This is a genomic window from Phaeobacter sp. HF9A (genome assembly GCF_011806385.1).
Classification (GTDB): domain Bacteria; phylum Pseudomonadota; class Alphaproteobacteria; order Rhodobacterales; family Rhodobacteraceae; genus Epibacterium.
The window spans coordinates 1-11,249 of the sequence record NZ_JAATOX010000125.1; the positions used below are offsets into that span (position 1 = coordinate 1).

10 protein-coding genes are annotated in these 11,249 nt (G+C 64.7%); 6 read left to right on the forward strand and 4 right to left on the reverse strand.

Features of this window, described 5'->3' with window-relative positions; genetic code table 11:
- Positions 1–361: 361 nt before the first annotated feature.
- The 3 genes from polA to HCZ87_RS17180 form a co-directional block, all read right to left on the reverse strand.
- The gene (gene polA, locus HCZ87_RS17170) at positions 362–3,166 is read right to left on the reverse strand and encodes a DNA polymerase I (RefSeq protein WP_167645721.1); all 2,805 of its coding nucleotides are present in this window, start codon (positions 3,164–3,166) and stop codon (positions 362–364) included.
- A gap of 190 nt (positions 3,167–3,356) precedes the next feature.
- The gene (locus HCZ87_RS17175) at positions 3,357–3,842 is read right to left on the reverse strand and encodes a flavodoxin family protein (protein WP_167645723.1); all 486 of its coding nucleotides are present in this window, start codon (positions 3,840–3,842) and stop codon (positions 3,357–3,359) included.
- Between the two features lie 43 nt (positions 3,843–3,885).
- Entirely contained in the window at positions 3,886–4,068 is a 183-nt protein-coding gene (locus HCZ87_RS17180; RefSeq protein ID WP_167645725.1) for a zinc-finger domain-containing protein, read from the reverse strand.
- Between the two features lie 70 nt (positions 4,069–4,138).
- Here HCZ87_RS17180 and HCZ87_RS17185 point away from each other — a divergent pair, with 70 nt between their 5' ends.
- Together HCZ87_RS17185 and HCZ87_RS17190 are read left to right on the forward strand one after the other, a co-directional pair.
- Positions 4,139–5,068 (forward strand): ABC transporter ATP-binding protein, encoded by a 930-nt coding sequence (locus tag HCZ87_RS17185; RefSeq protein ID WP_167645727.1) that lies wholly within the window; start codon positions 4,139–4,141, stop codon positions 5,066–5,068.
- Positions 5,069–5,078: 10 nt separating this feature from the next.
- Positions 5,079–5,546: a GNAT family N-acetyltransferase gene (locus tag HCZ87_RS17190; protein WP_167645729.1), complete on the forward strand. Its 468-nt coding sequence runs from the start codon at positions 5,079–5,081 to the stop codon at positions 5,544–5,546.
- 10 nt (positions 5,547–5,556) lie between these two features.
- Here the strand turns inward: HCZ87_RS17190 and HCZ87_RS17195 are convergent, their stop codons facing one another.
- A complete protein-coding gene (locus HCZ87_RS17195; RefSeq protein ID WP_167645731.1) occupies positions 5,557–6,018 on the reverse strand; it encodes a DUF1203 domain-containing protein in 462 nt (153 codons plus the stop codon).
- Between the two features lie 376 nt (positions 6,019–6,394).
- Here HCZ87_RS17195 and gpmI point away from each other — a divergent pair, with 376 nt between their 5' ends.
- The 4 genes from gpmI to HCZ87_RS17215 form a co-directional block, all read left to right on the forward strand.
- A complete protein-coding gene (gene gpmI / locus HCZ87_RS17200; protein WP_167645733.1) occupies positions 6,395–7,915 on the forward strand; it encodes a 2,3-bisphosphoglycerate-independent phosphoglycerate mutase in 1,521 nt (506 codons plus the stop codon).
- Positions 7,912–9,051: a murein hydrolase activator EnvC gene (locus tag HCZ87_RS17205; RefSeq protein ID WP_167645735.1), complete on the forward strand. Its 1,140-nt coding sequence runs from the start codon at positions 7,912–7,914 to the stop codon at positions 9,049–9,051. Before gpmI ends, HCZ87_RS17205 begins: the two co-directional genes overlap by 4 nt.
- 7 nt (positions 9,052–9,058) lie before the next feature.
- Positions 9,059–10,393 (forward strand): S41 family peptidase, encoded by a 1,335-nt coding sequence (locus HCZ87_RS17210; protein WP_167645737.1) that lies wholly within the window; start codon positions 9,059–9,061, stop codon positions 10,391–10,393.
- 137 nt (positions 10,394–10,530) lie between these two features.
- A partial coding sequence (locus HCZ87_RS17215; protein WP_167645739.1) for a bifunctional transcriptional activator/DNA repair enzyme AdaA occupies positions 10,531–11,249 on the forward strand: 719 nt, incomplete at its 3' end.

Genomic DNA, 11,249 nt, shown 5'->3' on the forward strand with positions numbered 1-11,249 from the left:
CCCGTCATCAGTTCCCGGTCTCGCCGGTGGCGCTCCCGCCCATTCACGATATTCTGCGAATATCCCTCATCGGTTGGGCCCGGCGCCGTGCTTCGCACGGCGCTTTTCTTTTGCTGAGAGGTGCATCAGGGGCAGGTCTGCCCTGACGCACCTGTGCAAGGATGGGATGTTCCGAGTCGCCTCAAGGGCAAGCCGCGCGTGCCGCGCGGAGGCTGCGCCTCCCTTGATCCGACTCGGAACGGATTGGAGGAGACGCGACCGCGCCCTGCGACAGCAGGGCGCCGGGCCCAACGGGAGGAGGGCATATTCATGCCTGATCGACGGGCGGGAGCGCCACCGGCATGGTGGGCGCGCCGGGGTGTTAATGCGCTTCGGCCCAGTTTTGGCCTTGTCCGGCCTCCACGACCAGCTTCACATCCATATGCACGGCGGGGTCGGCGGCGTTCTCCATAACGGATTTGGCCGTCGCGATGGTCTCGTCCACATGGGCTGCGGGGACTTCGAACAGCAATTCGTCATGCACCTGCAATAGCATCCGCGCGGGCAGATGTGCGATGGCCGCCGGCATGCGCACCATGGCGCGGCGGATCACATCGGCGGCTGTGCCCTGGATCGGTGCGTTGATCGCTGCCCGTTTGGCAAAGCTGGCGCGCGGCCCCTTGGCGGCGATCTCCGGCGTGTGGATCTTGCGGCCGAACAGCGTCTGCACGTAGCCATGGTCCTTGGCAAAGGCGACGGTCGCATCCATATAGGCGCGAATTCCGGGGAAGCGCTCGAAATAGCGGTCGATAAAGCCCTGCGCCTCGCCGCGCGGAATGCGCAGGTTGCGGGCAAGGCCAAAGCCTGAAATCCCGTAGATCACACCAAAGTTGATCGCCTTGGCCTGGCGGCGGATCTCGGGCGTCATCTCCTCCAGCGGCACGTCGAACATCTCGGAGGCGGTCATCGCGTGAATGTCGAGCCCATCGGCAAACGCCTGTTTCAGCGCGTCGATCCCGGCCACATGGGCCAGAATGCGCAGCTCGATCTGGCTATAGTCCAGCGACAGGAGCACATTGCCCTCCTCGGCGACGAAGGCCTCGCGGATGCGGCGGCCCTCTTCGCTGCGCACGGGAATGTTTTGCAGGTTGGGATCGGTGGAGGCCAGCCGGCCTGTGTTCGCCCCGGTCTGCACATAGGAGGTATGCACCCGGCCCGTTTCCGGGTGGATATGCTCTTGCAGCGCGTCGGTATAGGTCGATTTCAGCTTGCTGAGTTGCCGCCAGTCGAGCACCCGACCGGGCAGCTCGTGTTCGGTGGCCAGATCCTCCAGGATATCGGCGCCGGTGGCATAGGCGCCGGTCTTGCCCTTCTTACCGCCCGGTAGGGACATCTTGTCAAACAGGATCTCGCCCAGCTGCTTGGGCGAGCCGACGTTGAATGCCTCGCCCGCCAGCTCATGGATCTCGGCCTCCAGCGCCGCCATCTTTTGAGAAAACGCGTTGGACATGCGGCTGAGCGTGTCGCGATCCACCTTGATGCCGTGACGTTCCATCTGCGCCAGCACCGGCACCAGCGGCCGCTCCAGCGTCTCGTAGACGGTGGTCACCTTCTGCTGGTGCAGCTGCGGTTTAAAGAGCTGCCACAGGCGCAGGGTGATATCGGCGTCTTCGGCCGCATAGGGGGTGGCGTCCTCGATTGGCACCCGGTCAAAGGTGATCGCCGATTTGCCGCTGCCTAGAAGCGATTTGATCGGGATCGGCTGATGGTCGAGGTAGCGCTCGGACAGCGTGTCCATGCCATGGCCGTGCAACCCGCCATGCAGCGCATAGGACAGCAGCATGGTGTCATCGATCGGCGCCACAGTGATGCCATTGCGGACAAAGATCTTGGCGTCATATTTCATGTTCTGGCCGATCTTGAGGATGGCCTCATCCTCCAGCACCGGTTTCAGCAGCGCCAGTGCGTCGTCCAGCCCAAGCTGCCCCTCGGCCAGCGCGTCCGAGCCAAACAGATCATCGGCATTGCCGGTCTTATGGGTCAGCGGGATATAGCAGGCCTGCCCCGGGATCACGCAGAGCGAAATCCCCACCAGATCGGCGATCATATCGTCCAGGCCGGTGGTTTCGGTATCCACCGCGACATAGCCATGCTCGCGGATCTGCGCGATCCATTGTTCCAGCGTCTCGGCGTCGCGCACCGTGGTGTATTGGGCGGTGTCAAAGCCCGGCGCTTCGGGCAGCTCCAGCGCTGCGGCCTGCGCAGGGGCCTCTGGGATGGTCGGTGCCTCTTGCCCCAATTGATCCGCAAGCCGTTTGGTCAGGGTGCGGAATTCCATCTGGCTGAGGAAGCCCAGGAGCACCTCCGGGTCGGGGTCGCGGACTTCCAGATCGTCCAGCGAGAAATCAAGCTCCATGTCGCAATCCAGCTGCACCAGCGTTTTGGACATCTCGATCTGTTCGCGCTTGTCGATCAGGGTCTGGCGGCGCTTGGGCTGTTTGATTTCTTCGGCGCGGTCCAGCAGCTCCTCGAGCGAGCCGAATTCATTGATCAGCAGCGCCGCCGTCTTGATGCCGATACCGGGCGCGCCGGGCACGTTATCGACCGAATCGCCCGCCAACGCCTGCACATCCACCACACGATCCGGGCCGACGCCGAATTTTTCGCGCACGCCATCGCTGTCGATGCGCTTGTTCTTCATCGCGTCGAGCATCTCGACGCCGCCGCCGACCAGCTGCATCAGGTCCTTGTCCGACGAAATGATGGTCACCCGCCCGCCGGCATCGCGGGCCTGACAGGCCAAGGTGGCGATAATGTCATCGGCCTCAAAGCCCTCGATTTCCTTGCAGGCGATGTTGAAGGCGCGGGTGGCCTCGCGGGTCAGCGGGAATTGCGGCACCAGATCTTCGGGCGCGGGCGGGCGGTTGGCCTTGTAGAGATCATAGAGATCGTTGCGAAAGCTCTTGCCGGAATGGTCAAAGATCACCGCCACATGGGTCGGCGCATCGGGGCCGGTGTTGCCCTCCACATAGCGTTGCAGCATGTTGCAAAACCCTGCTACCGCGCCGATCGGCAGCCCGTCGGATTTCCGCGTCAGCGGCGGCAGCGCGTGATAGGCGCGAAAGATAAAGGCCGAGCCATCAATCAGGTGAAGATGGCAGCCTTTGCCGAATTGCGTTTCGCTCATGACCTTGGCGCTCCTTTGGGGAAACCGTTCGTGTTCTGTTTCCCGGTTATCAATGATCCGGCGTCGGAGGGCAATTGGTGTTTGAGCCTCACGGTGAGGACGGCGGCTGACCTTGGGGAGGTGCGAAGCGCCTTCCCGGGGGGGGGGAAGGTCAGGCGCTGTCCGGCCTCACGGCCGGACCGGGCCATCGCTAGTATATCCCCATCGCCAGCCCCGCACCGAGCGCCTGTCCCAGCGCGCGACAGTCTTGCAGCTCAGTCTCGGGGATCGCCTTATCAGCCAGAATGGCCTCGGTCGTTTGGGCATGGGTGCAGATGATGATCGGCGCCTGCACCGGTTTCAGCCGCCAGCCCTGCGCAATTCGGGCCGCCTGCCGCGCCGCGCCTTCGCCGTCGGATCCCGCGCAGATCATCAGCGCATAAGCGCGCCCGTTCAGCTGACCCAGAACAGGATAATAGCAACGATCAAAGAATTCCTTCATCGCCCCCGAAAGCGCGGCGAGGTTTTCCGGTGCGCAAAAGATATAGCCATCCGCCGCCAGCAGATCCGCCGGTCCGGCGGCCTCTGCCGCAATCAAACGGGTGGGGATCTCGGCCCTGGCACCATCTGCGGCGGCCTCGGCCATCTGCCGACTGCCGCCGGTGCGGGAATGATAGACGATCAACAGCTCTGCCATGTGCAGGAGCCTAGCGGCTCAGTCCGGGCGGCGAAAGACCGGATCAGGCGTTCTGGATCGGGGCATCCTTGTGGATGTATTTGCAATCGCAATAGGGGCATTCCACAAAACCCTCGCTCTCGGGGATTTGCAGATAGACCCGCGGATGTCCCAGCGCGCCCTCGCTGCCGTCGCAGGCGACGCGATAGCTGTCCACGATCTTGGTTTCCGGCGCTTCAATGGTCATCGCTGGCAGTCCTCTGGCTAATGCGTTAGGGGCTTTATGAGCTATGGAAATACCGGGGGCAAGAGCCGCGATGACTGACGAGGCAATCCGTATCGAAGCTTTGCGTAAAACCTACAAGGGGCGCAAAGGTCAGCCGGAGAAACACGCGCTGAAGGGGATCGACCTCATGGTGCCGCGTGGATCGGTCTTTGGGCTCTTGGGGCCGAACGGAGCGGGCAAGTCGACGCTGATCAATATCCTCGCCGGTCTGGTGGTGAAAACCTCGGGCAAGGTGACGATCTGGGGCTTTGATCAGGACGCAAATCCACGCCAGAGCCGCGCCTCGATCGGGGTGATGCCGCAGGAGCTGAACCTTGACCCCTTCTTTACCCCGCGCGGCGCGCTGGAGGTGCAGGCCGGGCTTTACGGCGTGCCAAAATCCGAGCGCGACAGCGATGGCATCCTGGAGCTGATCGGGCTGGAAGACAAGGCCGAGGCCTATGCACGCACCCTCTCCGGTGGCATGCGGCGGCGGCTGCTTCTGGGCAAGGCGCTGGTGCATCGGCCCAATATTCTGGTGCTGGATGAACCCACCGCCGGTGTCGATATCGAGCTGCGCCAGATGCTGTGGGAGAATGTCCGCAAGCTCAACGCGCAGGGCATGACCATCATCCTCACCACCCATTATCTGGAAGAAGCGCAGGAGATGTGCGACGAGATCGCCATCATCAACCAGGGCGAGGTGGTGGCGCGCGATTCCACCGCGAATCTGCTGGGCCGTCTGGATGCACGCGCCATGGTGGTACAGCCCGCCGCGCCGGTGACCACCCTGCCCGAGGGGGCGGGCATCAACGCCGAGCTGCGCGGCGACGGTGCCTTGGTGTTGCGCTATCACAGCAATGCAACACCGGCCGAGGCGGTGCTGGAAGCGGTGCGCGCCGCCGGCATTTCGATTCGCGATGTCAAAACCGAGGAAGCCGATCTCGAAGATGTCTTCCTCGCGCTGACCAAATCCCGCTAAGGGGAGTCCCATGCGCATTCGGATGTTTGAGCCCCGCGACGCCGAGGATTGGGCGCGCATCTTCCACAGCGCCGTGCATAGGGTCGGCGCGCGCGACTACACGCCCGAGCAATGCGCCGCCTGGAGCCCCGCGCCCGCGCCGCTTGAGGGCGTGCTGGCGCATACGCAGGACGGTCGCCAGATCTGGGTGGCGGCGGATGCCGATGACGTGGCGCAGGGCTTTATCGAGCTGGAAAGCGACGGCCACATCGACTGTTTCTACCTCGCGCCCGATCTGGCGGGCACCGGCATCGGCGCCGCGCTTTATGAACGGCTGGAAACGCAGGCCCGGGCGGCTGGCCTTGCCTCGCTCTATGTCGAGGCCAGCGAGGCCGCCCGGCGGTTCTTCCTGCGCCAGGGCTTTACCGACCGGGGCCGCCGCGATTTTGAACGCCGGGGCGTGATGATCCACAATTACGCGATGACCAAGCAGCTCTAGGCCGCGCGGCTTAGCGCTCGATCCTGGCCTGATAGCAATTGTTGCGCGCCGAGCGGATGTGGATATAGCGCACCCGCGGATCGGCGAAGATCTCCTCCGCCTGCGCCATCATCTGCGCCTGAGGGATCACGATTCCAGTGCCATAGACGATGCGATCCTGCGCCGAATAGCCCTTGATCAGATAGTCGGGCGAGCGGGTGAAAACCTCCGGCATCGCATCGCCCTCATAGCGGGCACAGGCATCGGCGCAGAGAAAGATCGGCCCGGTTTCCGCATAGGGCTGCGCGGAGGGGAAGGGCCGATGGGCAAGGATCAGCATCTCGGCGCCCTCGGGAATGTAGCGCAGGCAATGGCGACAGGGATTGCCGCCGCCGTCGGATATGGCGCGCTCCGGTGCCTGACCATGGGCATCGGGCTGACCGGCCTGATAGGCGCGAACGGTTTCTGTTGGCATGGCGATGATATGGGGCATGGGCGTGGTCCTGTTGGGGTTGCGTCTGGCCGGGCCTAGCAAGCCCCGCGGCCCCGCGGCGACCCGATTATTGCGGTTTCGCAGCACGGCAGGGGGCGCTCCCGCCCGTCGGGACGGCATTGAAAATGCCACCCCTCCCGTTGGGCCCGGCAGCGCACCTGCGGTGCGCTGGATGTGGCGCGGAACGGGGGCGTTGTGCCCCGGTGCCGCCAGCGCAAGGTTGCCGGGCGGCGCGCGCGGCGGGAGCGTGCCGCAGGTGAGCCGATGGACGCGCCGCTTTGGCTGGCAAAACGACGCGTGACGGGGCTTGGGTGGTTTCGCATCCGCTGCGAAGCCTGTAGAACAGCGCGCAAAGGCCCTTCATCGGAGACGAGAGATGTCCGCACCCAAACCCGTTGTTCTGTGTATCCTTGATGGCTGGGGCAGTGCCGCGCCGGGGCCGGCCAATGCGCCCTATCTGGCCAGGACGCCGACTTTGGATGCGATCATGGCGGAATGCCCCACCGCGCGCCTCATTACCCATGGGCCGGATGTGGGGCTGCCCACGGGGCAGATGGGCAATTCCGAGGTGGGCCACACCAATATCGGCGCCGGTCGGGTGGTGGCGATGGATCTGGGGCAGATCGACCTCGCCATCGAGGATGGCTCCTTTTTTGACAACGACGCGCTGCAAGCCTTCATCGCCGAGTTGAAGGCCAGCGGCGGTGCGGCGCATCTGATGGGGCTGGTGTCCGACGGCGGTGTACATGGCCATGTGACCCATATCCTCGCCGCGGTGAAGGCGATCCGGGATGCCGGCGTGCCGGTCTGGCTGCATGCGGTGACCGATGGCCGCGACGTGGCGCCGAAATCGGCACTCTCCTATCTGGAGCAGATCGAGGCGGGGCTGGGAGAGGGCGCGCGCATCGCCACGGTGACCGGGCGCTATTTTGCGATGGATCGCGACAACCGCTGGGAGCGGGTCTCTCAGGCCTATGCGGCGATGGTGCAGGGTGCGGGGCAGTTCACCGCCACCAGCGCGCGTGAGGCCGTCGAGGCCGCCTATGGGCGCGATGAGCTGGATGAATTCGTCAAGGCCACGGTGATCGAGGGCTTTGATGGCATCAAAGACGGCGACGGGGTCTTCTGCCTCAATTTCCGGGCCGACCGCGCGCGCGAGATCCTGCGGGCGATCGGCGAGCCGGGGTTCAGCGAATTTGACACCGGCGCCCGGCCCGCGCTGGCAGGGCTCCTGGGCATGGTGGAATATTCCGAAGGCCACAACGCCTATATGACCACCGCCTATCCCAAGCGCAAAATCGTTAACACGTTGGGCGAATGGGTCGCCAAACAGGGCAAGCGCCAGTTCCGTCTGGCCGAAACCGAGAAATACCCGCATGTGACCTTCTTCCTCAACGGCGGCAAGGAAGTGCCGGAGGAGGGCGAGGACCGCTACATGCCGCAATCGCCCAAGGTGGCGACCTATGATCTACAGCCGGAAATGTCGGCGCCCGAGGTGACCGCAAAATTTGTCGAGGCGATCGAGGAGGGCTATGACCTCATCGTCACCAATTACGCCAACCCCGACATGGTGGGCCATACCGGTGATCTGGACGCGGCGATCAAGGCCTGCGAGGCGGTGGATCAGGGGCTTGGCGCGGTGGTTGCGGCGCTGAAGGCCGCAGGCGGCGCGATGATCGTCACCGCCGACCACGGCAATTGCGAGCTCATGGTGGACCCGGAAACCGGCGGCGCCCATACCGCCCATACCACCAATCTGGTGCCGGTGGCGCTGGTCGGCGGGCCGGAGGGGGCCAGCCTGCGCGACGGGCGGCTTGCGGATCTGGCGCCAACCCTGCTGGCACTGATGGGGTTGGAGCAACCTTCCGAGATGACCGGGGAAAGCCTGCTGGCATGAGGCTTTTGAGAGTGCTGCTGGTCTGCCTCGGCCTCGCCGCGCAGACAGGGAGCGGGGCGTATGCGGCCAGTTCCGACCCGGGAGAGGCGGCGGCATCGGCCGCGGCGGCGCTTGAGGCGGCGGCCCTGCGTCTGGATCAGGCCAAGAGCGCAAACGACCGGGTGACGGCGCTGACAGAAACTGTGCGCGCCTATGAGGCGGGCTTGCAGGCGATGCGTGACGGGCTGCGCCGGGTGGCGCGGCGGGAAACCCAGCTTACCACCCAGCTCAAGGCGCGCGAGGATGAGGTGGCGGATCTGCTTGGCGTGATCATCACCATCGAGACCTCAACCCCGCCGGTGCTGATGCTGCACCCTTCCGGCCCCTTGGGCGCGGCGCGTTCGGCGATGATGCTGGCGGAGGTCACACCGGGGGTGCAGGCCCGCGCCGAGGCCCTGCGCAATGATCTGCAAGAGGTGCGCGACCTGCGCCTGTTGCAGCAGAACGCGGCGCATAAGCTGCGCGGCGTGCAGGAGGCGCGCGCGGCGCTCTCCACCGCGATTGCTGACCGCCAGGACCTGCCGCAGCGTTTCACCGAGGATCCGGTGCAGACCGCGATCCTGATCTCCTCGACCGAGACGCTGACCGGCTTTGCCGATGGGCTGGCGCTGATCGCCGAGGCCAATGGCGTCGATACCACCAGCGGCGATATTTCCGAGCGGCGCGGCGACCTCTCCTTGCCGGTGGAGGGTCTGGTGCTGCGCGGCTATGGCGAGCGCGACGCGGCCGGGGTGGCGCGGGCCGGTATCCTGGTTGCCACCCGTCCCCGGGCGCTGGTCACCAGCCCCACCGCTGCGACGATCCGCTATCTTGGCCCGCTGCTCGATCTTGGCAATGTGGTCATTCTGGAACCGCAACCGGATACGCTGTTTATCCTCTCCGGCCTCGCCGAGGTCTTTGGCAGCGCCGGGCAGGTGATCCCCGAGGGCACGCCGGTGGGCCTGATGGGGGGAGAAACGGCATCGACAGGCGCAATTCTGTCACTTAGCGGTGAAGGGGGTGGAACTGACCGGACAGAAACGCTCTATATAGAGGTCAGAATGGAAAACAGTCCCGTGGACCCCGAGACATGGTTCCGGGTCGGGCAAGGTGGATAGGCAAGAGATGAAGAAATTTGCGATGGCGGCCCTGGCCGGGACCTTTGCCGGCGTGGTGGCGACGACCTATGTGGCCGCACCGCTCCTGGCGCAGGAAAGCAGTGAGGCAAACGTGTATGAGCAGCTCGACCTGTTCGGCGATATTTTTGAACGCATCCGCGCGCAATATGTCGAAGAGGTGGACGAGACCGAGCTGATCGAAGCCGCCATCGGCGGCATGCTGCAATCGCTTGATCCGCACTCCAGCTATCTTTCCCCCGATGACGCCGCCAAGATGCGGGTGCAGACCCGGGGCGAATTCGGCGGTCTTGGCATCGAGGTCACCCAGGAAGACGGCTTTGTCAAAGTGGTCTCGCCGATGGATGGCACCCCGGCGGATGAGGCCGGCGTCGAGGCGGGCGACTTCATCACCCATGTGGACGGCGAGAGCCTGCTCGGCCTGTCGCTCGACGAGGCGGTGGAACTGATGCGCGGCCCGGTCGGGTCCGAAATCATCATCACCGTGGTGCGCGAGGGCGAGGACGAACCCTTTGATATCTCCATCATTCGCGACACCATCCAGCTGACCGCCGTGCGCGGCCGCAACGTGGGTGATTCGGTGGTGCTGCGGGTGACCACCTTTAATGAACAGACCACCCCCAACCTGGAGGAAAACCTCGCGAAACAGGTCGAGGAACTCGGCGGGATGGACAACGTCAACGGCATCGTGCTGGATCTGCGCAACAACCCCGGCGGTCTGCTCAATCAGGCGATCAGCGTTGCCGACAGCTTCCTGGAAAGCGGCGAGATCGTCTCCACCCGTGGCCGCAACCCCGAGGATGGCGAGCGTTTCAACGCCACCGCGGGTGACCTGGTGAATGGCAAACCCATCGTGGTGCTGATCAACGGCGGCTCTGCCTCTGCCTCGGAAATCGTCGCCGGTGCGCTTCAGGATCACCGCCGCGCCATCGTTGTCGGCACCAAGAGCTTTGGCAAAGGCTCGGTGCAGACGGTGATGCCGCTGCGTGGTGACGGCGCCATGCGTCTGACCACGGCGCGCTACTACACGCCCTCGGGTCGCTCGATCCAGGCGCTGGGCGTCTCTCCCGATATCGTGGTGCAACAGCCCAGCCGTCGCCCCGACGCAGAGGAAGAAGAGCCCGCAAGCAATGCCTTCCGCCAGCGCTCCGAAGCGGATCTGCGGGGACGTCTGAACAACGACAGCCTCTCCGAGGATGAAATCCGCCAGATCGAAGCGGATCGCGAAAAGGCCGAAAAAGCCGCTGAGCTGCGCGAGGAGGATTACCAACTGGCCTATGCGATCGACATCCTGAAGGGTCTGTCGGCGCTGGAACAGAAATAATCCGGGCACAGGTGCTCAGGGATTTGACAGGGGTCGCTCCGTTTGGGGCGGCCCTTTTGCGTGGGGCTTTGCGCGCGGGAATAAACGCCCGAATTTCGGCGGCAGGGGGCGGTCGGACAGGCTAGGGTGATGCCATGATGATGTTTGACCTGCCTGATTCCGAAACCCTCTACGCGGCGCTTCTGGCGCGGGACAGCGCCTATGACGGGCGCGCCTATGTCGGGGTCTCCTCCACCGGGATATTCTGCCGGCTGACCTGTCCGGCGCGCAAACCCAAGTTCGAGAACTGCCAGTTCTTTGAAACCCCCGGCGCCTGTATCGAGGCCGGGTTTCGCGCCTGCAAACGCTGCCACCCGCTGGAGGCGGCGGGCAATGATCCGATGGTGCGCAAACTGCTGGCGGCGCTGGACGCCCGCCCCTCCTATCGCTGGCGCGAGGAGGATCTGCTGGCCATGGGGCTGGACCCCTCCACCGCGCGCCGCGCCTTCAAGCGCCAGTTTGGCATGACATTCCTGGAAATGGCCCGGCAGCGGCGGTTGCGCGATGGCTTCACCACGCTCAGCGCCGGAGAGAAGGTGATCGCGGCGCAGATTGATGCGGGGTTTGAGAGCGCCAGCGCCTTTCGCGCCGCTTTTGCGCGGCTGGTGGGGCTGGCACCGGGGGCCTTTCGCAAGGACGCAGCGCTCCTAGCGGATTGGATCGAGACGCCGCTCGGCGCCATGGTGGCGGTGGCCTGCCAGCACCGGCTGCATCTTCTGGAATTCGTCGACCGCAAGGCGCTGCCGCGGGAAATCGCCAAGCTGCAAAAACGCCAGCCCGGCGGGCTGGGCTTTGGTCGCACGCCAGTGACAGATCA

What these genes read in the sequence shown, in the direction of transcription:
- polA (WP_167645721.1), bottom strand. Translation starts at nt 3,166, where the DNA reads ATGAGCGAAACGCAATTCGGCAAAGGCTGCCATCTTCACCTGATTGAT.
- HCZ87_RS17175 (WP_167645723.1), bottom strand. Translation starts at nt 3,842, where the DNA reads ATGGCAGAGCTGTTGATCGTCTATCATTCCCGCACCGGCGGCAGTCGG.
- HCZ87_RS17180 (WP_167645725.1), bottom strand. Translation starts at nt 4,068, where the DNA reads ATGACCATTGAAGCGCCGGAAACCAAGATCGTGGACAGCTATCGCGTC.
- HCZ87_RS17185 (WP_167645727.1), top strand. Translation starts at nt 4,139, where the DNA reads ATGACTGACGAGGCAATCCGTATCGAAGCTTTGCGTAAAACCTACAAG.
- HCZ87_RS17190 (WP_167645729.1), top strand. Translation starts at nt 5,079, where the DNA reads ATGCGCATTCGGATGTTTGAGCCCCGCGACGCCGAGGATTGGGCGCGC.
- HCZ87_RS17195 (WP_167645731.1), bottom strand. Translation starts at nt 6,018, where the DNA reads ATGCCCCATATCATCGCCATGCCAACAGAAACCGTTCGCGCCTATCAG.
- gpmI (WP_167645733.1), top strand. Translation starts at nt 6,395, where the DNA reads ATGTCCGCACCCAAACCCGTTGTTCTGTGTATCCTTGATGGCTGGGGC.
- HCZ87_RS17205 (WP_167645735.1), top strand. Translation starts at nt 7,912, where the DNA reads ATGAGGCTTTTGAGAGTGCTGCTGGTCTGCCTCGGCCTCGCCGCGCAG.
- HCZ87_RS17210 (WP_167645737.1), top strand. Translation starts at nt 9,059, where the DNA reads ATGAAGAAATTTGCGATGGCGGCCCTGGCCGGGACCTTTGCCGGCGTG.